A 24,454-nucleotide genomic window follows, 5' to 3' on the forward strand; every position below is an offset into this window, starting at 1 on the left:
ACCAATCGGGCATTTAGGGGAAGTTATCTCCCGCCTAACTTCTTTGCCTTTGCTGGACTTTGAGGTGGGAGTTTTACTGCCCACAAATAACGGGATAAAATAAAAAAGAGCCTATTAAGCAGCTTGCTTAATAGGCTCTTTTTTATTTAAAATCTGCGTACCAATTTGAATAAATGCTTGAATGATCCAACCTGTTGTAAAGGATAAGATAATTGTTCCAAAATAGATGGGTCCATCTAATAAGAAGCTTAATGTTAAAAATAGAAAAGCCAATGAAATCTCTGTTTTTCTAAACGTCCATTTTCTCTTCTCAGCAACTGTTAAAACGAAAGCTTCTTGAGGTGCTGCGCAAAGGTTTGTTGAGACATAAAGGCCAATGCCAGCTCCGACAAATAGATTTCCACAAATAAGTGTTATATATTTTGGAAGAGAGCGGATAGCGTCCATAATAATTGTAATGGAACCAATCCAGTCAACAAAAAGAGAAATAAGAATCATCGTTACAATTGTGCCGATTGTAATTTGTTTTTTATTCCAAAAGAGTACGATAAGTGTAAAAGCAAAGTTAATCATGAAAATCCAAAAACCAATACTTATCCCGAAATTTTGATATAGTGCAATAAAGAAGGAATCGTAAGGGCTAAGTCCAAAGGAAGTAATTGTCGTCATCATATTAATACCGATGGCGAGAATGAGTAAACCGCCAATAAAAAATATATATTCTAATTTGAATCGAAGCATAGTTGCATATCCTTTCTAAATGTATTTGCTAGGAAAGGATATATTGTGGAAAGCTTACCAGGTCAAGTGAGAATTTTTGAGGGGAAGGGGAAAATGAGATGACGAATATAAGAAAGATTGCTGAACTTGCCGGGGTATCGGTTTCAACCGTTTCACGTGTACTAAATAATCATCCATACGTGAATGAACAGAAACGAAAAGAAATTTTAGCGATTATAGAGGAATTGAATTATACGCAAAATGTGAACGCGATTCATTTAGTGAAAGGAAAAACGAATGTAATTGGCGTTTTATTGCCACACGTAAATGATCAATATTATAGTGCTATTATTGAGGGGATATCAAAAGAAACGGCAAAGAATAATTATAATATGATGCTTTGCCAGACAAATTACAGCGAAGAAAGAGAACTAGAAATTTTACATATGTTAAAAATGAAAAAGCTTGATGGGGTTATTATATGTTCCCGTGCCAATAGTAAGGAGAAACTTGAAGAATATACGAAATTCGGCCCGATTGTTATGTGTGAAGAAATAGATTCGAAATGCATTTCAAGTGTGCATATTGATTACTACAAAGTATTTTCGCATGGGATGAAAAGCTTAATAGATGTCGGTCATACACGTATTGGATATTGTATTGGAAGAAGTAATAGCATTAATAGCCAAAGACGAAAAAAGGCGTATGCAGATTCGCTTCAACAGAGTACCGTAACACCGTTAGAGACTTGGAAATTTGAAGAGTGTTTTACGGTGGAAGATGGACGTAACGTAATCAGAGAATGGGCTCGTATGTCTGTAAAACCGACGGCGTTTCTTGTATCTTGTAATCATATTGCAGCGGGAATGGTAACAGAAGCAAAAAAACAAGGAATTCGAATTCCAGAAGATATGACGATTATCGGATGTGACGATCAAGAGGTAGCAGATATATTAGGTATAACAACAATTTCCCATCCTAGTAAAAATGTCGGGATAAAAGCGTTTGAATTATTATATGAAAAGATTAATGCAGAGAAATTAGATGTGAAACATATAGAGTTATTACCAAAGTTAGTAAATAGAGAAACGACGTGATAGGGAAGGTGTGAAAATCGCTTTTCAAAATTTCGTTTGGTATAATTATGGACAATCTAAGAGGGCTAAAAGGGGTTTTGACATGAGATCAAAAGTAGTAAAAGTAATCCTACTCATTACAATTGCATCTTTTTGTTTATTTGCATATGGCTTTGTTTCAGGTGTAAATGATGTATTAAATCCGAAAGCTTCAAGTTTAATTAAGAAAACGGATGTAGTAGCAAAAGAGAAAAAGAAAACGGGAACATTGCAAGTCGTTAGTTTAGGTGATTCGTTAACGCGCGGCGTCGGTGATAAAGAAGGCATTGGCTATATTGGACGAATGAAAGAAGATTTACAAAAAGATTATAAGCAAAAGGTTGCACTAACTAACTTGGCAGTGAGTGGTGCGAAAATGCCTGATTTATTAAAACAAATTGAAAGCAGCGGTGCTCAATATTCAATTAAGCAAGCAGATGTGATCGTTTTAACAATTGGCGGAAATGATTTATTTCCAGGCTGGGAATCGCTTGGAAAGATAGATTTAGAAACATACCGTCCTGATACGGAAACGTTCCAAAATGAAGCTAAGAAAATTATAGAACAAATTCGTAAGTTAAATACAGATAGCCCTATTTTTTGGCTAGGTTTATATAATCCTTTTGAAGATGTAGAAGATTTAAAAGGGTCTTCAAACATTGTTGTGGATTGGAACGCTTCTTTAGAGAAGTTAGCGTTAAATGATAAAAATGTATATATTACACCGACATTTGATTTATTCCAAAACCGTGGAAAAGATTTATTATACTCTGATCATTTTCACCCGAATGAAGTAGGGTACACACATATGGCAGAACGATTAGTTCAAAATGTTGTGAGTAAGTTAAAACTAGAACAAGGAGGGGTAAAATGACGACGATACTTTCCGTGCGAGACTTGAAGAAGGTAATTGGAAAGAAGACTCTTGTAGAGAATATTTCCTTTGATGTAAAGCAAGGAGAAGTGTTCGGGTTCCTAGGACCGAATGGTGCTGGAAAGACGACTACCATTCGAATGTTAGTCGGATTGATTAAGGCGACAGAAGGTACGATTTCTATCGGTGGTTATTCGATTAAGGAAAATTTCAGAGAAGCGATGCGTCAAATTGGGAGTATCGTTGAAAACCCAGAACTGTATACATATTTAACAGGATGGGAAAATTTAAAGCAATTTGCTCGTATGTTAGGTGATATATCAGATGAACGTATTATTGAAATTGCTCAAATGGTTCATTTGGATGAAAGAATTCATGACAAGGTAAAAACGTACTCACTCGGTATGAAACAGCGCCTTGGAATTGCGCAGGCGCTCCTTGGGAATCCAAAGTTGCTCATATTAGATGAGCCAACGAATGGTTTAGATCCAGCTGGGATTAGAGAACTTAGAGAATTTATACATAAGCTTGTGAAAGAAGAAAATATGAGCGTGTTTATTTCAAGTCACTTGCTAAGTGAAGTACAAATGATATGTGATCGTGTCGCAATTATTCATAAAGGAAAAATGATAACAGTTGCCAAGGTTGAAGAGTTAATTAAAACAGCAAGTGATCGTGTAGAATGGATTGTTACACCAATTTCTAAGGCGAAAGATATGCTAGAAGCGGCCGAGGAAGTAAGAGAAGTGAGTGTAGAAGGCGAGCGATTACTATGCCGCATGGATATTGCATCTATAAGTAGTTGGAATAAACACTTTGTAGAAAATGAGATAGATGTGCATAGCGTTAAGGAGCTTGTATTTACGCTAGAAGATTTATTTATTGAACTCACAAGGGGTGAGCAGCATGCGTGAATTTGCGAATCTAGTTTTAAATGAATCAGAAAAGATTTACCGTAAGAAACGTATTTTTGTTGTCATGCTTATTTTAGCAATATTAATCCCGCTTTTTGTGTATGCGCAGTATCGTGAAATAGAAACGACACAAAAAAGACTCGGTACAACGGATTGGAAAGTTTCATTACAACAGCAAATTGTTGATTCTCAGAACCGGTTGAACAATTCTAGGTTGCCAGAAGAATGGCGTGATTGGTTAAAAGTAAGAGTTGAGCAACAACAATATTATTTAGATCATGATATTAACCCGATGGCGCCGGGCGCACCGACTTTTGTCAGAGCATTTATTGAACAAGGAATTACATTGTTTATTCCGCTTCTCGTGATGATTGTCGCTATTGATATCGTTTCGGGAGAACGAAGTGATGGGACGATGAAGATGTTACTTACGCGGCCGATTCGGCGCTGGAAAATACTACTTAGTAAATACGTGACGATGTTATTTTTCATTTCGCTCATACTGCTTCTTGTAGGTTTGTTTGCTTACATATTATCAGGGCTTGTATTTGGGTACTCGGGATGGAATTTACCTGTTTTAACTGGATTTGTCATTGATAAGGAAACGTTAAATACGAATTTTGTACATCTTATTCCGCAGTGGCAATATATTTTAATGGCGTACGGATTAGCTTGGTTTGTTGCTATCGTTGTCGGAACTATATCGTTTATGGTTTCTGTTTTAATTCGCAATACACCAGCTGGTATGGGTGTTATGTTAGCTGCATTAATTGCAGGTGGTATTTTAAGTTCATTTGCAACGTCTTGGGAAGGCGCAAAATATATTTTTAGTGTGAACCTATCATTAACGGATTATTTATCAGGAAAATTACCTGCATTACAAGGTTTATCGATGGGATTTTCTTTGATGAATTTAACTGTTTGGGCAGTTGTTTCCCTTATTATTTCGTTCATAGTATTTACAAAACAGGATATGTTGAATTAATTAGACAGGAAGTGACAGTATGGAAAATGTTTTAAAAAATGATTGGGGGCCGTTATTGGCACCAGAATTTGAGAAAGAATATTATCGCGAATTGGCTAATTTTTTGAAAGAAGAATACAGTACACATGTTGTTTATCCAAAGATAGAAGATATTTTTAACGCTCTAGAGTATACAAGTTATGAAAATACAAAGGTCGTTATTTTAGGACAAGATCCATACCATGGACCGGATCAAGCGCATGGTTTAAGCTTTTCTGTGCAACCCGGTATTAAAACGCCACCGTCGTTGTTAAATATGTATAAAGAACTTCGAGATGAATATGGGTATGACATTCCAAATAACGGTTATTTAGTAAAGTGGGCAGAGCAAGGAGTTTTATTATTAAATACTGTATTAACAGTTCGGCAAGGTGAAGCAAATTCTCATAAAGGAAAAGGATGGGAGCATTTCACTGATCGTGTAATTGAGCTATTAAATGAACGTGAAAAACCAGTTATTTTCATATTGTGGGGACGCCATGCACAGGCGAAGAAGAAGTTAATTACGAATCCAAATCATCATATTATCGAATCTGTACATCCAAGCCCATTGTCAGCAAGACGTGGTTTCTTTGGAAGTAAGCCGTACTCTAAAGTAAATACGATTTTAGCTAATATGGATGAGAGAGAAATTGATTGGGAAATTCCAAATTTATAAATAGAAAAGGTAGTTAACAGTCGTTAACTACCTTTTTGTTATTGTTGTTCGTTCTTTAATTTTGCATCTAGTACAAAAGTACCAAATGGGATAACTGATGAAACGAATGCCCCAAGTGCCCATAAAATTGATTTACGGTGTACGATTGTTACTTGAATGACTGCAAAGATGAATAGAATAAATAGAACACCATGAGCCATGCCTGTAATTTTAACAGCTGTTGCAAATCCTGCGAAGTATTTCAATGGCATTGCTACAAATAATAGTAATAGGAAAGAAATCCCCTCAACTAGTCCAATTGCTCTTAATCGTCCGATTGGTGTAGATAACATGTAAAGTAGCCTCCTTTAACGTATGCTTGTTTATAGTAAATTTGTATTCTTTTTCAAAATAAAATAGTCTATTTTGTTTCATTATATACAAAAAGAAAGTTTACACTACGAGAATAGGGCAAAGTTCAAAATATAGTCACAAAAGCACGAGAATTTAAATAAAAACCTATTTGAAGTGTTTGACTTCAAATAGGTTTTATGAATGAAAATATTAAACAAGTACTTCTGTTTTTAAAACGAATTTCTCTACAACTTTTGCAACGCCATCGTTCATATTTGTATCTGTTACATAGTTTGCAATTTCTTTAATATCATCAGGTGCATTGCCCATTGCAACGCCAAGACCAGCAAATTCAATCATTGCTTGGTCGTTATAGCTATCGCCCATTGCGATAACTTCTTCACGCTTAATGCCAAGCTTTTGGATCAGTTTGTTTAAGCTCGTTCCTTTTGTAACACCGGCTTCTGTAAATTCTAAGAAGAATGGTTTCGAACGCATCACGCTTAATTGGCCTTCTAGTTGTTTTTGTAGTTTCTTTTCAACTTCAACAAGACGTTCAGCCTCTTTATTCATTAATACTTTTACTACCGGCTCTTTAACTGCGGCTTTAAAGTCATCTACTACAACAATTGGCATACCAGTAATATCGCCCTCAATTTCAGTATAAGGGTTATTTTCTTCCGTTACGATATCATCGCCCATATAAGTATGAATCCATACATCTTCAGTTTTACTAATTTCAAATAGGTTGTGAACGATTTCAGGAGATAGCGTACTACTAAAGATTTCTTCGTTTGTTTTACAGTTAATAATTTTTGCACCATTAAAAGATAGAATGAAACTGCCGTATTCTTCTAAACGAAGTTCTTTGGCTACATTGCGCATACCAAACGTTGGACGTCCAGAAGCAAGTACAACCTTTACCCCTTGCTCTTGTGCAGTCATTAAAGCTTCTTTCGTACGAGGTGAAATAGTATGGTCATCACGTAATAAAGTATCATCTAAATCTAAAACAATCATTTTATAAGTCATATAGAAAATTCCTTTCTTTAATTGAAATCAAAATACATGTTCATGAAGATGTTGAGGAATAATAGTAAGACATCAAACCTCTTTGAAAAGAAGTAGATAAATTATTATGAGTGTGTTGCTCATAATATTGGTTAATAATCATTGGGGATGAATAAAACCCCAATGATTAAAGTTTGATTTTATCGTAACAACTCTAAAGGTAGAGTGCAATAATGGAAGTTTTCCAATTTAAGATATTTGTTTTGCCGTGGAACGAGAAAATAGTATTTCTAGCAAGATTGCCATTACAGATCCAAGAACGAGACCATTACTTAAAAAAGATGCTAGAAATGGTGGAAGTGTGGAATATGCTCCTGCTGGAACAAACATAACTCCGACTCCTGTAAAGATTGAAAGACCGGCTACTTTAAATAATCGTTCTTTATCCTGGACAGTTTCGTATTCTCGAAAGGCGAGGCCAATCATGCTTGCGAATACAGGATAAATAGCGGCATAACCAACTGCAACAGGGATTGCTGCAAAGAATGAAGTGATCTTTGGGAATATACTAACGGCAATAATAAAGCTTGATCCTAATATAAATGGAAGGCGTTTATAAATATTAGTCGTTGCAATAAATCCTGCTGATCCAGAAATGGCAACAGGTCCAATAGCTGAAAATAGACCGCCTAGCAATTGATTTATTCCCGTTATAATGCCAGCTTGTTTAAATCGATCTGGAGCTGCATCTGTTTCGTACTTAGAAACAACCTTTTGTACAACACGAATACTTGCTAACATATTTGTTAGAAGTAATAGTGTAACGAAAATGACTGTAATTGCCATGTTCCATTCAACGCGAGGCATTCCGAAAACGAATAGAGATGGAAGACGGATTATGTCTGTTACAGGTGTTACAGGATTAGATAATCCGAAGCATGCAAATAAAATCCAGCCGCAGACAATACTGAAGAGAACGGAATATTGTCCAATAATAGGTAGCTTCATAATGAAAAAGGATAGTAAAATAACAATGAGTGAAAGAATAAATACTTTTGGTTGTACTTCTGTATGTTGTCCATCAAGACCAAACATTCCTTTTAAGAAGGAGCCACTGAGTTGCGTGACAAGAAGAAATAAATATGTTCCAATAACTGTCGGTGTAAAGTAGCGAACTAGTTTATCAATGAGTCCAAAAACGCTAAGAATAATGCAAATAATACCGCTTAATAAGAAAGCATATTGAAGAACTTTAAGTGTCTCATTGCTTGATCCAAATAATATGACGCCTAAACTTGCGTAAAGGGAGAAAATTCCCCACCAAAGGCCAGCAGGACCTTCTTGAATAGGAAGTTTATGCCCAAATATAGCTTGCAAGAGACCAGCAAAGCCTAGAACAAATAATGTTCTTTGTACGAATGCGATAGCTTCAGCGCCATCAAGACCATAACTAGTTGCGACACTAATTGGTACAATAAGGCTTCCCGCTAAAATAAATAGTGCCCATTGTAAGGCGGAAAGAAATGTCTTCATTATATCAACCTCTTTCATAGATTCCGTATCTAGTATATACGTATTTTATTTCCACTGGCAAAGATTGTAGATAGAGAAAAGAGTTGAAACACGATATGAATGCACGTAAGCAATTATGGATAGCTGTTGTATGTATGACCTTTGTTGTAATTTTAGGAACACTAGGATTTATGACAATTGAAGAGATTAGTTTGTTTCAAGCATTTTGGATGACGATGATTACTGTATTGACTGTTGGATACGGAGATGCCGTTCCTGTAACGCAAGCAGGGAAAGTATTTGCGCTCCTTATTATTCCTGTTGGTGTTGGTATTGTTACATATGCAATTGGAGTAGTGGCAGCTATAATTATTGAAGGGAATTTATTTCATGCAGTGCGGAGGAAGAAGATGGATAAACAAATAGCACAGTTACAAAATCACATTATAGTATGTGGTTGCGGTAGAGTGGGGCTTCAAGTTGTACACGAATTGCAAGAAAAGAAAATTCCATTTGTTGTTGTCGATAAAGATGAAAGCATATTAGAGAAGGAAAAGCTTTTGTATATACATGGAGATGCGACGGAGGATCAAGTTTTACATCATGCTGGAATTTCAAAAGCGGCTGGTTTAGTTGCTATTGTTGCAAATGATGCTGAAAATGTATTTATTACATTAACGGCAAGAGGATTAAACGATGCAATTAAAATTGTAGCAAGAGCGGAAAAGCAAGAAACCGAAGAAAAATTAAGGCGTGCTGGTGCAAATAAGGTTATTAATCCATCTAGTATGGCAGGAATTCATATTGCAAAAGGTATTGCGAATCCGCTAACAGTTCATTATATTGATACAGTACTGTATGGAATAGAGCAATCATTTGTAATTGAAGAAATTTCAGTCGGAAACGATTCTATCTTAGTCAATAAATCGTTACTAGAGAGTGATGTGAGAAATCAATTTGATGTAACAATTTTAGCGATTTTGAGAAGTGGGGATATTATACATAATCCGACGGGGCAGGAAAAATTGCAAGAACATGATATGATAATAGTATTTGGTTCAGTAGAGAAGCTGGGGCAATTTGAGAAAGAACTACAAAGTACGAGGTGATAAGGAATGCAAATATCGAGCGATAAGATTTTAAATAAAATGGCGAATGAAATTGCAAAGGCAAAAAGTAGTGAAGGACAAAAATCAAAAGATCATTTATTAGTTGTGCGTGCTTTATGCGATTTACTATTAGATGAACAGGTTGAATCTTCTACGTATAGAGAGCCGCAAATTCAATCGCAAGTAATTAGATCGCAGCCTATAACAACAGTTCAACCAGTCCAACCAGTTATACCGGTTTCTGGAGAACCTGTGTATATAAAAGAAGAAGGTGCAAATGGTAATTCTTTATTTGATTTTTAAGGATTAAATCGTTTGGCTTATATGAAAAAATTGCTTATGATAAAAGTAAAAAAGGGGAATTAAGATGAAAATTTTCTTTTTACTAGGTTGTATTGCAGCGGGGCTATCTGTTGCGTTAGGAGCCTTTGGGGCACATGGTTTAGAAAATAAAATTTCTGCGAAAATGTTAGAGGTTTGGAAAACAGGTGTTACATATCAAATGTTTCATGCAGGTGGACTATTCGTAGTTGCTCTATTGATGGATAAGATTCAATCATCACTTTTAACTACTGCTGGTTGGCTTATGGTAGCTGGGATTATTATGTTCTCAGGTAGTCTTTACGCACTAAGTACGACAGGTATTAAGTTCTTTGGTCCAATTACACCTCTTGGTGGTGTAGCGTTTATTGTGGCGTGGATTTTAGTAGGAACTGCAGTAGTAAAAGGGTTATAAAAAAACAAAAGCTGGCATTTGCCAGCTTTTTTTTATGGTCTCGGAGCATAAGATGCTTGTTGACTAGGTAAATACGTAATCTCTTCTGGGAATTCTACATAATCTAAGTAGATCATTAATAGTAAAAAACGTTTCCCTGATTGTGGTTCACTAATAACGATATGATCACGTCCGGCCGCTTCGATAATCCCTGTATAAGATTGTGTACCGAGCGAGCTACCACGCTCATAAGTCATTACAACTGTAGCTTGCTTTCCTTTATTTAAGCGAAGAATGTTTTCAATGTATGATTGCTCGAGCGGTAACATCCCTTGAGAAACTGCAAGTTGAGCCTGAGCAGCTTGTTGTTGCATTGCTTGCTGTTGTTGCTGTTGCTGCGCGGTCATTTGTTGTGGTTGTACGTAAGTGCCTGATGGTTGATAAAAACCTGTTCCATAGTACGGGTTTTGTTGCTGTGCCATTCAAAAATCCCTCCTCATTTTCATTCCCTAATATACGCTTGGACAGTCTCCGGCAGATGGCTGGAAGAAGCAGTGCTTTTTAAAGCGACCAGAATTTTGTTGGTCATACCAAGTTGGCGGACAAGGACCTTCAGGTCTAAAAAACCATAAGGCAAAGTTAGCGGGCCAAAAACGTTGTCCTTGAATGGTCCGTCTTGCTAATGCGATATCTTGCTCCCTCGCTCGCTGATAAAAATATCCTTTTTGAGTTGCCTCAAAACCACCAGGATTTTGATAAACCATTTGACGTAAATTACGTATCTTTTTAAAATCTAAACAATTTCCGCGGACACGATTTACCCCAACGTTTCCGACCATTAGCATTCCTTGTTGCCCTTCTCCTTCGGCTTCAGCACGCATCAGTCTAGCTAATAACTTTACATCTTCTTCGTTATAAGCAATAACACCCATTATGTGTCACCTCTCTTTGTGGAATACCTTTTGGAAAGAGGTTTATCCCGCATTAATGGACAGTAAGACTCCCACCTTAAAATTTGGCTGGAGCAAAGAAGGTGGGTGGGAGATCAAACTGCCCCTAAACGCCTGATTGGTGAAGGCTAATAATCAGTGGGGGATGAACAAAACCCCCACTGATTAAAGTTTCACTTTATCTCTAGATGAAGTGTGGAACAATTACTAGTTCATACGTATGAGGAAAAGGACTCAGATATGACAACCAAACGAAGTTTTACATTGAGAGAGGAAAATAAAAAAGCTAGCGTGTGCTAGCTTTTTATCATTAAAATATTTTGGACCATAAGTTTGAGAAGAAATCACCAACGGAACGCATTGTTAATACGAACCAATTTGCTTTTTCTACTTCTTCTGTCGTTTTTGCAGCAACCTTCATGCTCTTATTTCCATCTAAGAAACCATATTTATCAGTTGATTCTAAAACGATGGAACCCACCTTTGTATCTTTCTTAATAGGAGCAATTAAATGTCCATCTTCAGCGAGTGACTTATCTGCTTCAGTAGAAATTTTGTAAGGTGATTTGTCACCCTTTTTCGCAATTACTGTTATTTCTTTTTCAGGTGCAACAGTTACTTGATCTGCTTTCCCTTTTACTACAGAGATTGTATTATTTTTATTAATTTTCAGCTTTTGTTTTTCGAAGCTATTAAATCCATATTCAATTAATGCACGAGATTCTGTGAAACGTTCGTCCATTGATTTTGTCTTAATAATAACGGAAATAAGACGTAAATCACCACGTTTTGCTGTAATAGTGAATCCATATCCAGCCGTATCAGAACTTCCTGTTTTCAAACCATCTGACCCTTCATAAGCGAAAGCAGCACCTGGTAACATCCAGTTCCAGTTTTCCATACGAATTGGCTTCGGATGATTATCCGGGAAGTTTCTAAATCTTTGTTTTGTATCCTCTAGCATTTCTGGATACTTTGTAATAATTGTTTTTGAAAGAATACCCATATCGCGAGCTGACATGGAGTTTTCTCCATTCGGATCAGTTCCTTCAGGATGTTTCCCTTTTAAATCAGCGTTATTTAACCCAGTAGCGTTTACAAATTTATATTTCTTTAACCCTAGTTTTTTTGCATGGTCATTTGCAAGATTTAAGAAGTTTTTTTCGCTTCCTGCAAGAAGTTCTGCTAAAGCAATACTAGATCCATTCGCAGAGAAGATAACGATAGAATGATATAATTCTTTTACAGTATATTGACGTCCTTTTTCAAATGGTACGTTAGAGAATTCGTTATTACGAGAGACTTCATAAGCATAATCAGAAATATTTACTTTTGTATCCCAAGTAATTTTCCCTTCTTTAATTGCCTCTAAAACAGCATAAACAACAATTAATTTTGACATACTAGCGATAGCTAGTAATTCATCTGGATTTTGCTCATGCAGTATTTTTCCTGTATCTGCATCAAATAGAAGTGCAGCGGCTGCCTCAATATGTATTTTTTCTTCCGCATGGGATGTTGTTACTCCTAAGGAATAAATTGGCAATAAAAGCAATAGTAAAATAGACAAGATTTTCTTCATATAGATTATCACCTTCGCATCGGTATTTAGCATATAGCTCGTATCATTTTAGCATAACTTTATATATAAAAAGGTTACAATTTTACAAGAAATTTGAAAAGAATTTGTCGATTTTTGTTCAAATTTGCGGAGAAAAGAAGTTTTTTGAGGAGAAATATAGAGGATAATAAAAAAAGGAACGAAATTCGTTCCTTTTTCCTATTTATATGTGTAAAAATTTCTCTACTTTTTCGTTCGGTAAAATATTTCCTACGAAAAATGTTCCGAATTCACCGTAACGAGCACTTACTTCATCGAAGCGCATTTCATATATAAGTTTCTTAAATTGAAGAACATCATCAGCGAATAATGTTACGCCCCACTCGAAATCGTCGAATCCAACAGATCCTGAAATAACTTGGCGTACTTTACCTGCGTATTGGCGACCGATTTTACTGTGACTGTACATCATTTTTTTACGTTCTTCCATAGGAAGCATGTACCAGTTGTCATCACCTTGGCGACGCTTGTCCATTGGATAGAAGCAAATATGATTTGCTTTTGGTAATTCAGGATATAAGCGAGCTAAAATTTGTGGGTTTTGGTATGGATCTTCATCAGCTGGAAGATAGTTGCTTAGTTCAACAACAGATACGTAAGAATATGCAGGAACCATATATTCAGCTAATGTTGTTTTATTTAATTCTGTTTCAATTTCATTTAATTCTTCCATTGTTGGACGTAAAATCATAAGCATAATATCAGCTTTTTGACCAACAACTGTATACATTGCGTGACTACCTTTTTTTGCAGTAGCTACTTCGTTCCATTTTTCAACGACATTTAAAAATTCAGACACTGCTTGTCCGCGTTCGTCGCTAGATAATGTTTTCCATGCAGCCCAATCAATAGAACGTAAATCATGTAGACAATACCAGCCATCTAACGTTGTTGTTGCTTCACTCATTCTATTCACCTCAGTTAATGATAGTTTTACACGTTAACTATAGCATATATAGTTTTAAAATCATCTATATAAAGTTTCGGCACATAAAATTGTCACATTTATATTTATTAGAAAACGGGAGAAAATAAGGCTTAAGTAGGACATATTTTTCGGCTGAATTTTATGAAAATATAATCATTTTAATTTTATCTATTTTTTGGGAGCTATAAGTTTAAAATATAGAGGAAAAGCAGTATTCTTAAAGATAGAGTTTTTTTAACATATGTAGGAGGGTTTATTCGTGAGCAACTTATTTACAACAGTAAAAGAAAAAGTTCAAGGAAAAGGCATTTCTATCGTACTTCCTGAAGGAACTGATGAAAGAATTTTAGGCGCTGCAGAGCGTTTAGCAAAAGAAGAGTTAGTAAAACCAATTTTAGTTGGTAATAAAGAAGAAATTAGCGCAAAAGCTGCTAGCATGAATTTAACATTAGCAGGCGTTGATATTTATGAACCAGCTACATACGAAGAAATGGATGCAATGGTAGCATCTTTCGTTGAACGCCGTAAAGGTAAAGCAACTGAAGAAGACGCTCGTAAAATCCTTAAAGACGAAAACTACTTCGGTACAATGCTTGTATACATGGGCAAAGCACACGGTTTAGTAAGTGGTGCAGCTCACTCTACAGCTGATACAGTTCGTCCAGCACTTCAAATTATTAAAACAAAACCAGGCGTTACAAAAACTTCTGGCGTATTCATCATGGTACGCGAAGAAGAGAAATATGTATTCGCTGATTGCGCAATTAACATTGCACCAAACAGTCAAGATTTAGCTGAAATTGGTATTGAAAGTGCGAAAACTGCTGACCTATTTGGCATTGACCCACGCGTTGCTATGTTAAGCTTCTCTACAAAAGGTTCTGCAAAATCTCCAGAAACAGAAAAAGTTGTAGAAGCAACTCGCATTGCAAAAGAAATGGCTCCAGAATTAACTTTAGATGGAGAATTCCAATTCGATGCTGCATTCGTACCATCTGTAGCTGAGAAAAAAGCTCCAGGTTCTACAATTAAAGGTGATGCTAACGTATTCGTATTCCCAAGCTTAGAAGCTGGTAATATTGGCTACAAAATCGCTCAACGCTTAGGTAACTTCGAAGCAGTAGGACCAATCTTGCAAGGTTTAAACATGCCTGTAAATGATCTATCTCGTGGATGTAACGAAGAAGAAGTGTACAAGTTAGCTTTAATTACAGCAGCTCAAGCACTTTAATTCTATAATGAATTGCTATGAAAAATGACCACCCTTAGGGTGGTCGTTTTTATTTTTCTAAGCCAAGTGCTTTATTATTACGATCAATAATACGCTGTAAATTCGTCTCATATAAAGGAACTTCATCTACTGTTAATTGAGATGGTGTTAACTTTGGAGCGAATTGCTGTAATGTTTTTAAAAGACGCATCATTAAATCTTGTACTGTAATTGTTTCACCAAGTAATTCTGAGAGTGAGGCCATTGTACTCGGTACAATTTCAGGATACGTGAAGCGTGTTTCTTCTCCTTGAATTGCTACATTGTAAAAGTCGCGAACAAGCGCAGCGCGTTCCGATCCGCTTCCTGTAGCACATAAGTAAATTTGTACAGCAACCCCACCGCGAATACGGCGCTGAGAAATACCTGCGAATTTTTGGTCGCGAATACTTAAATCATAGCTACCAGGACAATAAGAACCAACAATTTCTTTTGCCTCGATTGTAACGTCGTAATCTTTTAACATTTCCTTAATTAAATGCCACATTGTATCGTATCCCAGATCAATATCGATACCTTTTTCTGTTTCTTGGAATAAAAGTGATACGTTTAACACACCTTCATCAAGTACGACCGCAAGTCCACCGGAATTACGAACGATAACATTGAAGTTGTTTTCTTTTAAAAAGGAAATACCTTCTTCTAAGTGTGGTAGGCGTGAATCTTGAATGCCGAGAACGATTGTATTGTGATGAACCCAAGAACGCATTGTTGCAGCGGATGCGCCATTCCCAATACTTGTGCATAATGTGTCATCCATTGCGAATGATTGCAAGGCATGGAATGTCGGTCCTAAACTAGACTGATCTACAATACGCCACTCTGGCTGAGATAAAATTGAACGGGAATTGCTCATATAACTAACCCCTTATCTTTAAAATGACAATCTCTATTATAGCAAAAAATGATGAAAGGAGTTTTCCCATATATAAAGAGAGATTTTAAAGTAAAAGAAGCATGTGTGCTTGAAGTGAAATAATAAAAAGGATGCATTGCATGCATCCTTTTTATTCTGCAATTTTTTCTAAATTACCGTTTCGATCCATTCGGAAAGAAGTTTGCGAACGTTCCTCATCATCCATTACTGCTAATTTACGAGCGCGGTTCATAATATTCATAAGTGTTTCGTAATCCTCTTGTACAGTATGAGATTGTTGTTCTAATTTTTCTAGTTTCTTTTCTAGTTCTTCATTTCGCAAGATTTGTGATTTAATTTCTTGTTTCAATCTCGTATTCTCGTTTTCAAGACCGGTTACTTTTATATTTGAAGATCCAACGGTTTGTAAAAAGTAAATAACATCTTGCATTGTGATAGAGCTTTTTACAGCAGGGATAGTAGGCTCTTGATATAGACTAGCTTCTTTATATTGTACAGTTGTTTCCTCTTGTACTAGTTCTTCATAATCAGTTATCGCTCCTGAAGCTGGTGGTGTATAAAGTAAACGTTTTTTCGCTTGTTCACCGCTCGCAGCACGCATTTTATCTTTACGATGTTTTTTTGCTAGTTGAAGAGCCTGCTCATAACTATAGCGAACAACGGCATTCCAGCGGAAACCACAAGCAGCGGATGTGCGATTTAACTGATCTCCTACCTCCTCAAATGCATTTAATTGCGTACTTCCTTCTCTAACATGGCGAAGTACCGTTTCAGCAAGTAATAAATCATCCTCGTCTGTCCAAGCATCTTGTCTTACTTTCATAGATTCAACTCCCTTTCTTTTTATGAACTTCCTATTTTTATAATGGGCAAAAAAATGTGCTTTTATACAAAGCTTTTAAAAATATGGTAGATTTCGATGAAAGGAATAAAGTGAAACTTTAATCAGTGAAAGTTTTTTCCGTCTCCCGCTGATTATTAGGGGTTTTTACGGGCAGTGGATTTTCTACCTAACTCTCTCATATTCGCCGAATTTTAAGGCGGAAGTCTTACTGCCCGCAAACAGCGGGATAAATTTTGCCAAGAATGATGGAAGCTTCTGTAGGAGAGCATAAAAATATGTAGCTTTATATGAAGGAAAGAGCGTCGCAAGGAAACTTGCAACGAGCTTAAAAGAGCGGTAAAATACCATTTAGTGTTTATTTTTAAATGTACTTGAGAAAAGTTTAAAATAGAGGAAGTGTTATATAATGGGAAACGAATTTCGTGTGTGCGATGATTGTCAGGCAACGAACGTTAAAACGTTAATTCCGAAGTTAAAAAAAGTAGATTCATGTGCAACGATTGAAGTTGCATGCCAGTCTTACTGTGGTCCTGGTCGTAAAAAATCATTCGCATTTGTAAATAATCGTCCAGTTGCAGCTCCAACAGAAGATGAATTAATTGTAAAAATTGAGGAAAAGTTAAATAAGTAAGAAAAGGAAGAGTGAACAGATTACTCTTCTTTTTTTATACCCATAAGAGGAATGAGTTATTCTACGGAAGCTTAATTGGTTATTACTGATAGTCAGTGACAGATGAACATCAATTGTTCATTACATTGTCAATTTATATGAATTTGTATTTCAAAATAATGGTTGACAGCCTTTTGAAGCGGTGGGTAGAATAGAAAGTGTCTGATTCTGATAATCATTATCAAGAATGAGCCAATTCACCTAATTTTTTTATTACTATTTGAGAATAAATTTCATTTTATTAAATATATGTTTTTGGTTAGGATGGTTGAGGGATGGAAGCGAGCGCAAGGAGTATAGAACAACAAGAAGAGAGTGTTAAAGAGATTAAGAGCAGGCCGCTCATCGCTTCTATCATTTTAGTAGCGGGTACAATTTTGTTAGCTTTAAGCATGGCAGTTTCTATTTCGTTTGGCGCGGCAGATATTAGTTTAAAGACCGTATGGCAAGCTGTGTTTCAGTTTGACGGATCTATTACGCATCATAACGTAATTCAAGAACTTCGCATGCCTAGAGCAATAGGGGGCGTAGTTGCAGGTGCCTTTTTAGCGGTATCAGGAGCAATTATGCAAGGTATGACGCGAAATCCACTTGCATCACCATCGTTAATGGGGATTACAGATGGCGCTGTATTCGGGATTGCAATTATGTATGCATTCTTCCCTAATTCACCTTATTTAATGTTTGTTATCGCATCTTTTATTGGAGCTGCGTTTGGCGCAAGTATTGTATATGGAATTGGGTCTTCTTCACCAGGTGGATTAACACCTGTGAAATTAGCTTTAGCAGGTGCAGCAATTAGTGCTTTATTAGGGGCAATTTCATCTGGAATTGCGCTGTATTTCAATCTTGCCCAAGAGGTGAGTATGTGGAATGCAGGCGGAGTTGCTGGAGTGAAATGGCAAAGTATTAATATGTTAGTGCCAATTGGTCTAGTTTGTCTCTTTATTGCAATTATGATGTCGAGGTATATTACAATTTTGAGCTTCGGTGAAGAAATTGCGATTGGACTTGGTCAAAATACGACATTAATTAAATTTATCGGAACAGTACTTGTTCTTGTGTTAACAGGTTCTGCAGTTTCTATGGCAGGGTCAGTTGGGTTTGTTGGTCTTGTAATTCCACATATGACTCGTTTCCTAGTAGGCTCAGACTATAGATGGGTTATTCCATGTTCTGCAGTCTTAGGTGGATTGTTAATTGAGTGTGCAGATATGTTATCTCGCGTTATTAATCCACCATTTGAAACGCCAATTGGAGCAATTACAGCGCTAATTGGGGTTCCATTCTTCCTCTACTTAGCACGTAACGAAGGGAGAGGAAAAATGTGAGGACGAGCATTTTAACAAAAAAGAACGTTTCTGTTTTAACAATTTTAGTAGGATTAATCATTTCTATATTTCTTATTAGTTTAAATACAGGAACTTTTAAAATACCACCAATGGATGTATTAAAGTCATTGGTTGGACTCGGGGCTGAAGATCAGTCAGTTATTTTATTTGAATTTCGTATGCCGCGTATGGTTATCGCTATATTAGTAGGATCTGCGTTAGCCATGTCAGGTGCAATTCTGCAAGGGCTATCAAGAAATCCACTTGCTGATCCAGGTATTATAGGTATTAACGCTGGAGCGGGATTAACGGTTGTTATATTCGTCTACTTTTTCTTTGGAAAAGTTGGGACGGGTACATTTTTATCTGTATTTATCCTTCCATTTTTCGCCCTAGTTGGTGCGATATTAGCGGCAGTTATTATTTACTTATTAGCATGGAAAGACGGCGTTTCATCGACTCGATTAATACTTGTTGGTATTGCCGTTGCGGCTGGATTTGGTGCCGTTAGTTTAATTTTCTCTATGAAGATGACATCTAACGATTTTCGTTTTGCTACGATTTGGTTAGCAGGAAGTCTCTGGGGTACAGATTGGAAATTCGTATTAAGTGTACTTCCATGGATGGTTATTTTCTTACCGCTTGCTATTAGTAAAGCACACATATTAAATGTAATGAATTTAGGCGACTCTACAGCTGTTGGCCTTGGTGTAAACGTAGAAAAAGAAAGACGTAAATTATTATTTATTGCAGTTTGTTTAGCTGGTGCATCTGTTGCGGTGGCGGGCGGAATAGGTTTTATCGGTTTAATGGCTCCTCATTTAGCGAGACGCCTTGTTGGTGGTAAACATCAAATCATGTTACCAACTGCAGCTTTAATAGGAACGTTCTTGCTTTTATTTGCAGATGTAATTTCAAGAAGTGTGTTGCCAACTTCAGAAATACCGGTCGGTCTTGTTATTTCTGTAATTGGTGCACCATATTTCATATATTTACTTATGAGGACAAAATAAAGGGAGGCTTTTTGTATGGCAACTTTAGCAGTTGATTCGGTATCTGTTGGCTATAATGAAGGATTAATTATTGATGGATTAACAGTTGAAATTCCGGAAGGAAAAATTACAACGATTATTGGACCAAATGGTTGTGGGAAATCCACATTATTAAAAACGGCTTCTCGTATTTTGAAGGCGAAAAAAGGTACTGTTTATCTTGATGGAAAAGCAATTGAGAAGCAGCCAACGAAAGAAATCGCAAAGAAAATGGCGATCTTACCACAAACTGCAGAAGTGCCAACAGGCCTTACTGTGTTTGAACTTGTTTCATATGGACGTTTTCCTCATCAAAAAGGATTTGGAACATTGAAAGAAGAAGACTATCGCTACATTCATTGGGCACTTGAAGTGACGGGAATGACAGAGTTCGCAAATCGTTCAGCAGAAGCCTTATCAGGTGGTCAACGTCAAAGGGTATGGATTGCGATGGCTCTTGCACAAGGAACAGATTTACTTGTATTAGATGAACCAACGACATATTTAGATATGGCACATCAACTTGAAGTATTAAACTTACTGAAGAAATTGAACCAAGAAGAAGGTAGGACAATTGTGATGGTTATTCACGATTTAAATCATGCTTCTCGTTTCTCTGATCATATGATTGCATTAAAAGCAGGTAAGTTAATGAAACAAGGAACGCCAGATGAGGTTATGACAAGTGAAACACTTCGTAACGTGTTTGAGATTGAAGCGCAAATCGTTCCATGTCCAGTAAACTGTAAACCGATTTGTTTAACATATGATTTAGCGATGATTAGTAATCAATTGCGTAAAAAAGCATAAGTAGAACCCCCTCGTAAAGAGGGGGACTTCTAATGGACGTTGAGCTTCTTACTTATAAATGGGAAGTTGAACGCCCGTTAGAATGGGTCATTAACAACGGTTAATAAATATATATTGATTAATTGTTATTTTGTTTCTTATAGTTCATCCTAAATTATAAGATAAATACAGCCAGAAGGAGTGGGAACATGAAGAATTTTAAAATGGCACTATTAGCAATGGTACTAGTGGTTACTTCTGTACTATTTGCAGCCTGTTCTAACAAAGAAGAAGAAAAGAAAGCAGATGCGAAGACTGAAGAGCGCACTGTAAAACATGCAAAAGGGGAAATTAAAATCCCTGCAAATCCAAAGAAAATTGCTGACCTTAGTGGTTCAACAGAAGAATTATTAATCTTTGGTATGAAACCAATTATTACAGCTAATACATCTCAAGAAAAAATTGATGCACATATTGCAAATAAATTAAAAGACGTTAAACCAGTTGGTTCTGCTTGGGGCGATAAAATTAACATCGAAGCAGTAGCTGCTGCAAAACCAGACTTAATTCTTGTAAATAATCGTCAAGAAAAGATTTACGATCAATTATCTAAAATTGCACCAACAGTTATGTTAAACACTCCATTAGATCAATGGCGTCCAAAGTTTGAAGAAGTAGGCCAAATTCTTGGTAAAGAGAAAGAAACAAAAGAATGGTTTAAAAAGTATGATGAAAAAGCAAGCAAATTACATGATAAAATTATCGCTAAAACTGGTGATGCAACATTCATGAAAATGGCTGCATATCCAAATGCATTCCGTGTATATGGTGACTACGGTTACGGTAGCGTAATCTTTAATGATTTAAAATTACCAGCAGTTAAAGGTACACCAACTGATAAACCATTAGTACAAGTACAAAAAGAAGCTTTAATCGATTACAACCCAGATTACTTATTTGTATTTACAACGGGTGACGGTTCTCAGCGTCTAAAAGAATTCCAAGAAGAATCAATTTGGAAAAACATGAATGCTGTTAAACATAACCACGTATTTACAATTAAAAATGAAGATCTAAACAAAGGTTACTTCCCACTAGGAAAAGAAATGATCTTAGATGAAGTTGCTGAGTTCGTTTTAGGAAAATAATGTATAAAGAAGAAATCACTTTTACTTCGGTAAAGGTGATTTTTTCTTTATATAAGGGCAATTAATACAGTCTTTCATTTCTTTCTGTTTCCTATTTCGTTTATAATATATAGTAAGAATGTAGTAAAGAAAGGGGGATGTCGAAAAGTGGTATATTTAAACGACAAACTCAGCGAAACAAAAGTGTTTAAAGACCCAGTACATAAATATGTGCACGTGCGTGATCGTGTTATTTGGGATTTAATCGGAACGAAAGAATTTCAACGCTTGCGCCGTATTAAGCAGCTTGGAACGACATTTTTTACATTTCACGGTGCAGAGCATAGTCGCTTTACTCATTCGTTAGGTGTATACGAAATTATTCGTCGTATGATTGATGATGTGTTTGATGGCAGACCAAATTGGAATGCTGAAGATAGATTGTTATGTTTATGTGCGGCACTACTTCATGATGTCGGCCACGGCCCATTTTCTCACTCGTTTGAAAAAGTATTTTCATTAGATCATGAGAAATTTACGCAAAAGATTATCGTTGGCGATACGGAGATTAATGATATATTAAGTCGTGTTGATAAGGAGTTTCCACAAAAGGTAGCAGATGTAATTGCAAAAACGTCTACTAATAAATTAGCAATTAGTATGATTTCGAGCCAAATTGATGCGGATCGTATGGATTATTTATTAAGAGATGCTTATTTTACAGGCGTAAAGTACGGAAACTTCGATATGGAACGTATATTGCGTGTCATGCGTCCGTATGGGAATCAAGTAGTTATTAAAAATAGTGGTATGCATGCTGTTGAGCATTATATTATGAGCCGTTATCAAATGTATTGGCAAGTATATTTCCATCCGGTAACGCGCAGTGCAGAAGTTATTTTAACGAAGATTTTACACCGTGCTAAATCATTGCATGAGAAGTATTATGCGTTTAAAAATCATCCTGTTCATTTCTATTCTTTGTTTGAAGAAGAAGTGACAGTAGAGGATTATTTAAAGCTAGACGAGAACGTAATGTATTATTACTTCCAAGTATGGCAAGACGAAGAAGATCCAATTTTAAGTGACTTATGCCGTCGTTTTATGAATCGAAATCTATTTAAATATGTAGAGTTTACAGATAAGCACGGTTTAGATAATTGGATGGAGCTAAGCAGCTTATTTAAAAAGATTGGACTAGATCCAGAGTATTATTTAGTAGTTGATTCAACATCGGATTTACCATATGACTTTTATCGCGCAGGAGAAGAGGAAGAGCGTCTGCCAATCTTACTCCTTATGCCGAACGGGGAACTTAGAGAGCTTTCACGTGAATCGGATATTGTTGAGGCGATTACGGGGAAGAAGAGAACGGACCAAAAGTTATTCTATCCGCATGATTTAATCTATGAAGATGGAAGAAAAGGAAAATATAAAGAGAGAATTATCGAGTTGTTAGAAGGCAAAAAATAAGAAGCAGCTAATGGCTGCTTCTTATGAAAGAACTTGAAATTATTTGTCGCTTAAGCGTTTTCCGCCAACTGCATAATGGTTTTTAGACATTTCTTCGATGAAAACAACGATGTTTTCTTCAGGAGCACCAGTTGTTTCGCTTACTGCTGCTGTTACTTTCTCAGCAAGAGCTTTCTTTTGTTCCTCTGTGCGTCCTTCTAGCATTTTCACTGTTACGTATGGCATGTACAATCGCTCCTTTTATGTAAGTTACACTCTTATTATAGCGGATTATGGGGAAGAACAATCGAAAAAACAAATAATTTCTTTTTTGACATATTGAAGAGGAGATGAAGTATGGATCAGTTATTTAGATATCCATTGCACGAAATTCCGTTAGTAGCAATGGCGATTATTATTGCACTATCCGTTCATGAATTTGCACATGCATATGTGGCATATAAATTTGGGGACGATACAGCGAAAAAACAAGGACGTTTAACGTTATCACCGATGGCCCATTTAGATCCTATCGGGATGATTGCAGTATTAATTCTTGGATTCGGTTGGGCAAGACCGGTGCCTGTTAACCCGTATAACTTTAAAAGACCACGTCTTGCAGGCATATTAGTTTCTATTGCAGGACCGATTAGTAACTTAATTTTAAGTGCGATTGGTTTAATTATTTGGTATAGCTTATTAACATTTGGCGTACTAGACTCAATTCCATTTGCAGTAGCAGATACATTAGGTCGATTCTTCCAAATTTTTATTATGCTTAATATCGTTTTACTTGTATTTAACTTATTACCGATTCCGCCACTTGATGGATATCGCGTTGTGGAAGATTTAGCACCAGCAAATATTCGCGCGAAAATGACACAGTATGAAAAATATGGGGCAATTGCGTTATTAATTCTTGTTATTACACCGCTTAGCAATTACACAATTCAACCTATTTTCAATGTTGTCATTCCGTATGTATTCGTATTTTTACAAAGTATTATTGCGCCTATTTTTGGGCTTTTATAATTTTTAAGTGAGGAGGAAGTTACATATGACAGAGAAAAAGAAGAAAATCGGTTTTAATATCGTGAAAAATGATTCAACAGATGGACATGGTGGATTTGGTGTTGGGGCATTAAGCTTAGAAAACATTTCACCTGTATTTGTTGATGTACTAGAGAAAACTGCATTCGTTGATATCGGTGCGATGCATGCGCGTAGTACAGTAGAAAAAGGAATTAAGTTTTTAACAAATAAAGATGACGTTCCAAACGGAAAACCATTTTGGCTTGTTTGGGTAACAATTGAAAGAACACCGAACGGTGCTTATTACGCAGGGGTAACAGCTTGTGAAATGACAGTAGACCGTGAAATTCGCCGCGGATATAAATCACTTCCAGAGCATGTAAATAAAATGGATAAATCATTGAAGCGTCACATTATGGTTGACCATATGGATGAATCTTCTAAAAAAGTACTTGGTACGTTCTTGAAAGAACATAATGAAGCGATTTGGAACGAGTCTAGTGAAGAATTGCGTCATGCATTATTAAGTGAATAAAAAATAGCTGAC

28 protein-coding genes are annotated in these 24,454 nt (G+C 36.2%); 17 read left to right on the forward strand and 11 right to left on the reverse strand.

The features are described 5' to 3' along the window. Positions 1-114 precede the first annotated feature (114 nt). A complete protein-coding gene (locus JDS81_RS17795) occupies positions 115-741 on the reverse strand; it encodes a YczE/YyaS/YitT family protein (protein WP_000943407.1) in 627 nt (208 codons plus the stop codon). A 98-nt stretch (positions 742-839) separates the two neighbouring features. On the opposite strand from JDS81_RS17795, the gene JDS81_RS17800 reads away from it, so the two are divergent. From JDS81_RS17800 to JDS81_RS17820, 5 genes are read left to right on the forward strand one after another with little or no spacing between them, the layout of a single operon-like run. Next, positions 840-1,817, forward strand: a complete 978-nt coding sequence (locus JDS81_RS17800; protein ID WP_000181952.1) for a LacI family DNA-binding transcriptional regulator — start codon at positions 840-842, stop codon at positions 1,815-1,817. A gap of 10 nt (positions 1,818-1,827) precedes the next feature. Continuing rightward, positions 1,828-2,709 carry an SGNH/GDSL hydrolase family protein gene (locus JDS81_RS17805; RefSeq protein ID WP_142312464.1) on the forward strand — a complete coding sequence of 294 codons (882 nt, stop codon included), beginning with the start codon at positions 1,828-1,830 and terminating at the stop codon, positions 2,707-2,709. Next, on the forward strand, positions 2,706-3,623 hold the full coding sequence (locus JDS81_RS17810) for an ABC transporter ATP-binding protein (protein ID WP_097954075.1): 918 nt from the start codon (positions 2,706-2,708) through the stop codon (positions 3,621-3,623). Before JDS81_RS17805 ends, JDS81_RS17810 begins: the two co-directional genes overlap by 4 nt. Beyond that, a complete protein-coding gene (locus tag JDS81_RS17815) occupies positions 3,616-4,608 on the forward strand; it encodes an ABC transporter permease subunit (protein WP_087968790.1) in 993 nt (330 codons plus the stop codon). The genes JDS81_RS17810 and JDS81_RS17815 overlap by 8 nt, the downstream gene beginning before the upstream one ends. A 19-nt stretch (positions 4,609-4,627) precedes the next feature. Further along, positions 4,628-5,305 carry a uracil-DNA glycosylase gene (locus JDS81_RS17820; RefSeq protein WP_000432531.1) on the forward strand — a complete coding sequence of 226 codons (678 nt, stop codon included), beginning with the start codon at positions 4,628-4,630 and terminating at the stop codon, positions 5,303-5,305. 38 nt (positions 5,306-5,343) lie between these two features. Here JDS81_RS17820 and JDS81_RS17825 read toward each other — a convergent pair whose 3' ends face one another. From JDS81_RS17825 to JDS81_RS17835, 3 genes are all read right to left on the reverse strand, one after another. After that, entirely contained in the window at positions 5,344-5,637 is a 294-nt protein-coding gene (locus tag JDS81_RS17825; protein ID WP_000953396.1) for a DUF3817 domain-containing protein, read from the reverse strand. A 211-nt stretch (positions 5,638-5,848) separates the two neighbouring features. After that, entirely contained in the window at positions 5,849-6,670 is an 822-nt protein-coding gene (locus JDS81_RS17830; protein WP_000221383.1) for a Cof-type HAD-IIB family hydrolase, read from the reverse strand. 228 nt (positions 6,671-6,898) lie between these two features. Continuing rightward, positions 6,899-8,182: a purine/pyrimidine permease gene (locus JDS81_RS17835; protein WP_000847019.1), complete on the reverse strand. Its 1,284-nt coding sequence runs from the start codon at positions 8,180-8,182 to the stop codon at positions 6,899-6,901. 95 nt (positions 8,183-8,277) lie between these two features. Between JDS81_RS17835 and JDS81_RS17840 the strand changes: the two genes are divergently transcribed. The 3 genes from JDS81_RS17840 (at position 8,278) to JDS81_RS17850 (ending at position 10,006) form a co-directional block, all read left to right on the forward strand. Beyond that, the gene (locus tag JDS81_RS17840) at positions 8,278-9,270 is read left to right on the forward strand and encodes a potassium channel family protein (RefSeq protein WP_000994012.1); all 993 of its coding nucleotides are present in this window, start codon (positions 8,278-8,280) and stop codon (positions 9,268-9,270) included. A 6-nt stretch (positions 9,271-9,276) separates the two neighbouring features. Next, positions 9,277-9,573, forward strand: a complete 297-nt coding sequence (locus tag JDS81_RS17845; RefSeq protein WP_001167342.1) for a YwdI family protein — start codon at positions 9,277-9,279, stop codon at positions 9,571-9,573. Between the two features lie 64 nt (positions 9,574-9,637). Beyond that, entirely contained in the window at positions 9,638-10,006 is a 369-nt protein-coding gene (locus JDS81_RS17850; RefSeq protein WP_000688311.1) for a DUF423 domain-containing protein, read from the forward strand. A 32-nt stretch (positions 10,007-10,038) separates the two neighbouring features. Here JDS81_RS17850 and gerQ read toward each other — a convergent pair whose 3' ends face one another. The 4 genes from gerQ to hemQ all read right to left on the reverse strand — a co-directional run bounded on the left by gerQ (position 10,039) and on the right by hemQ (position 13,463). After that, on the reverse strand, positions 10,039-10,467 hold the full coding sequence (gene gerQ, locus JDS81_RS17855) for a spore coat protein GerQ (protein WP_097954076.1): 429 nt from the start codon (positions 10,465-10,467) through the stop codon (positions 10,039-10,041). Positions 10,468-10,494: 27 nt separating this feature from the next. Beyond that, positions 10,495-10,917, reverse strand: coding sequence for a cell wall hydrolase CwlJ (cwlJ, locus tag JDS81_RS17860; RefSeq protein WP_000538157.1), 423 nt, complete (start codon positions 10,915-10,917; stop codon positions 10,495-10,497). 328 nt (positions 10,918-11,245) lie between these two features. Then, positions 11,246-12,517, reverse strand: coding sequence for a serine hydrolase (locus tag JDS81_RS17865; protein ID WP_097954077.1), 1,272 nt, complete (start codon positions 12,515-12,517; stop codon positions 11,246-11,248). Between the two features lie 202 nt (positions 12,518-12,719). Next, on the reverse strand, positions 12,720-13,463 hold the full coding sequence (hemQ, locus tag JDS81_RS17870) for a hydrogen peroxide-dependent heme synthase (protein ID WP_001287596.1): 744 nt from the start codon (positions 13,461-13,463) through the stop codon (positions 12,720-12,722). Positions 13,464-13,743: 280 nt separating this feature from the next. Between hemQ and pta the strand changes: the two genes are divergently transcribed. Then, positions 13,744-14,715, forward strand: coding sequence for a phosphate acetyltransferase (gene pta / locus JDS81_RS17875; RefSeq protein ID WP_097954078.1), 972 nt, complete (start codon positions 13,744-13,746; stop codon positions 14,713-14,715). A gap of 49 nt (positions 14,716-14,764) precedes the next feature. Here pta and lipL read toward each other — a convergent pair whose 3' ends face one another. Further along, positions 14,765-15,610 carry an octanoyl-[GcvH]:protein N-octanoyltransferase gene (gene lipL / locus JDS81_RS17880; RefSeq protein ID WP_000071939.1) on the reverse strand — a complete coding sequence of 282 codons (846 nt, stop codon included), beginning with the start codon at positions 15,608-15,610 and terminating at the stop codon, positions 14,765-14,767. A 151-nt stretch (positions 15,611-15,761) separates the two neighbouring features. Further along, the gene (locus JDS81_RS17885) at positions 15,762-16,454 is read right to left on the reverse strand and encodes an RsfA family transcriptional regulator (RefSeq protein WP_000868366.1); all 693 of its coding nucleotides are present in this window, start codon (positions 16,452-16,454) and stop codon (positions 15,762-15,764) included. 427 nt (positions 16,455-16,881) lie between these two features. On the opposite strand from JDS81_RS17885, the gene JDS81_RS17890 reads away from it, so the two are divergent. From JDS81_RS17890 to JDS81_RS17915, 6 genes are all read left to right on the forward strand, one after another. After that, entirely contained in the window at positions 16,882-17,106 is a 225-nt protein-coding gene (locus JDS81_RS17890) for a YuzB family protein (RefSeq protein ID WP_097954079.1), read from the forward strand. Between the two features lie 314 nt (positions 17,107-17,420). Further along, on the forward strand, positions 17,421-18,476 hold the full coding sequence (locus tag JDS81_RS17895) for a FecCD family ABC transporter permease (protein WP_000388286.1): 1,056 nt from the start codon (positions 17,421-17,423) through the stop codon (positions 18,474-18,476). Then, positions 18,473-19,489, forward strand: coding sequence for a FecCD family ABC transporter permease (locus JDS81_RS17900; RefSeq protein WP_001260585.1), 1,017 nt, complete (start codon positions 18,473-18,475; stop codon positions 19,487-19,489). Before JDS81_RS17895 ends, JDS81_RS17900 begins: the two co-directional genes overlap by 4 nt. A 15-nt stretch (positions 19,490-19,504) precedes the next feature. Beyond that, entirely contained in the window at positions 19,505-20,317 is an 813-nt protein-coding gene (locus tag JDS81_RS17905) for an ABC transporter ATP-binding protein (RefSeq protein WP_000212075.1), read from the forward strand. 188 nt (positions 20,318-20,505) lie between these two features. Further along, on the forward strand, positions 20,506-21,444 hold the full coding sequence (locus tag JDS81_RS17910; protein WP_097954080.1) for an ABC transporter substrate-binding protein: 939 nt from the start codon (positions 20,506-20,508) through the stop codon (positions 21,442-21,444). 147 nt (positions 21,445-21,591) lie between these two features. Then, complete coding sequence (locus JDS81_RS17915) at positions 21,592-22,896, forward strand: HD domain-containing protein (protein WP_000262726.1); 1,305 nt, start codon at positions 21,592-21,594, stop codon at positions 22,894-22,896. A gap of 39 nt (positions 22,897-22,935) precedes the next feature. On the opposite strand, the gene JDS81_RS17920 is transcribed toward JDS81_RS17915, so the two are convergent. Continuing rightward, positions 22,936-23,121 carry a 2-hydroxymuconate tautomerase gene (locus JDS81_RS17920; protein ID WP_001147171.1) on the reverse strand — a complete coding sequence of 62 codons (186 nt, stop codon included), beginning with the start codon at positions 23,119-23,121 and terminating at the stop codon, positions 22,936-22,938. 111 nt (positions 23,122-23,232) lie between these two features. Between JDS81_RS17920 and JDS81_RS17925 the strand changes: the two genes are divergently transcribed. Both JDS81_RS17925 and JDS81_RS17930 read left to right on the forward strand, forming a co-directional pair. Next, positions 23,233-23,907 carry a site-2 protease family protein gene (locus JDS81_RS17925; protein WP_000372440.1) on the forward strand — a complete coding sequence of 225 codons (675 nt, stop codon included), beginning with the start codon at positions 23,233-23,235 and terminating at the stop codon, positions 23,905-23,907. Between the two features lie 25 nt (positions 23,908-23,932). Further along, positions 23,933-24,442, forward strand: coding sequence for a YwhD family protein (locus JDS81_RS17930; protein WP_000136675.1), 510 nt, complete (start codon positions 23,933-23,935; stop codon positions 24,440-24,442). Positions 24,443-24,454 lie beyond the last annotated feature (12 nt).

It is taken from the genome of Bacillus cereus group sp. N31 (assembly GCF_016483245.1).
GTDB classification, from domain to species: Bacteria; Bacillota; Bacilli; order Bacillales; family Bacillaceae_G; genus Bacillus_A; species Bacillus_A toyonensis.

Coding starts and splice junctions, on each gene's coding strand:
- JDS81_RS17905 (WP_000212075.1), top strand. CDS start 19,505: ATGGCAACTTTAGCAGTTGATTCGGTATCTGTTGGCTATAATGAAGGA.
- JDS81_RS17800 (WP_000181952.1), top strand. CDS start 840: ATGACGAATATAAGAAAGATTGCTGAACTTGCCGGGGTATCGGTTTCA.
- JDS81_RS17795 (WP_000943407.1), bottom strand. CDS start 741: ATGCTTCGATTCAAATTAGAATATATATTTTTTATTGGCGGTTTACTC.
- JDS81_RS17895 (WP_000388286.1), top strand. CDS start 17,421: ATGGAAGCGAGCGCAAGGAGTATAGAACAACAAGAAGAGAGTGTTAAA.
- JDS81_RS17820 (WP_000432531.1), top strand. CDS start 4,628: ATGGAAAATGTTTTAAAAAATGATTGGGGGCCGTTATTGGCACCAGAA.
- JDS81_RS17825 (WP_000953396.1), bottom strand. CDS start 5,637: ATGTTATCTACACCAATCGGACGATTAAGAGCAATTGGACTAGTTGAG.
- JDS81_RS17815 (WP_087968790.1), top strand. CDS start 3,616: ATGCGTGAATTTGCGAATCTAGTTTTAAATGAATCAGAAAAGATTTAC.
- JDS81_RS17865 (WP_097954077.1), bottom strand. CDS start 12,517: ATGAAGAAAATCTTGTCTATTTTACTATTGCTTTTATTGCCAATTTAT.
- JDS81_RS17925 (WP_000372440.1), top strand. CDS start 23,233: ATGGATCAGTTATTTAGATATCCATTGCACGAAATTCCGTTAGTAGCA.
- JDS81_RS17930 (WP_000136675.1), top strand. CDS start 23,933: ATGACAGAGAAAAAGAAGAAAATCGGTTTTAATATCGTGAAAAATGAT.
- JDS81_RS17910 (WP_097954080.1), top strand. CDS start 20,506: ATGAAGAATTTTAAAATGGCACTATTAGCAATGGTACTAGTGGTTACT.
- JDS81_RS17885 (WP_000868366.1), bottom strand. CDS start 16,454: ATGAAAGTAAGACAAGATGCTTGGACAGACGAGGATGATTTATTACTT.
- lipL (WP_000071939.1), bottom strand. CDS start 15,610: ATGAGCAATTCCCGTTCAATTTTATCTCAGCCAGAGTGGCGTATTGTA.
- JDS81_RS17920 (WP_001147171.1), bottom strand. CDS start 23,121: ATGCCATACGTAACAGTGAAAATGCTAGAAGGACGCACAGAGGAACAA.
- JDS81_RS17845 (WP_001167342.1), top strand. CDS start 9,277: ATGCAAATATCGAGCGATAAGATTTTAAATAAAATGGCGAATGAAATT.
- hemQ (WP_001287596.1), bottom strand. CDS start 13,463: ATGAGTGAAGCAACAACAACGTTAGATGGCTGGTATTGTCTACATGAT.
- cwlJ (WP_000538157.1), bottom strand. CDS start 10,917: ATGGGTGTTATTGCTTATAACGAAGAAGATGTAAAGTTATTAGCTAGA.
- JDS81_RS17850 (WP_000688311.1), top strand. CDS start 9,638: ATGAAAATTTTCTTTTTACTAGGTTGTATTGCAGCGGGGCTATCTGTT.
- JDS81_RS17835 (WP_000847019.1), bottom strand. CDS start 8,182: ATGAAGACATTTCTTTCCGCCTTACAATGGGCACTATTTATTTTAGCG.
- JDS81_RS17890 (WP_097954079.1), top strand. CDS start 16,882: ATGGGAAACGAATTTCGTGTGTGCGATGATTGTCAGGCAACGAACGTT.
- JDS81_RS17830 (WP_000221383.1), bottom strand. CDS start 6,670: ATGACTTATAAAATGATTGTTTTAGATTTAGATGATACTTTATTACGT.
- JDS81_RS17810 (WP_097954075.1), top strand. CDS start 2,706: ATGACGACGATACTTTCCGTGCGAGACTTGAAGAAGGTAATTGGAAAG.
- gerQ (WP_097954076.1), bottom strand. CDS start 10,467: ATGGCACAGCAACAAAACCCGTACTATGGAACAGGTTTTTATCAACCA.
- JDS81_RS17840 (WP_000994012.1), top strand. CDS start 8,278: ATGAATGCACGTAAGCAATTATGGATAGCTGTTGTATGTATGACCTTT.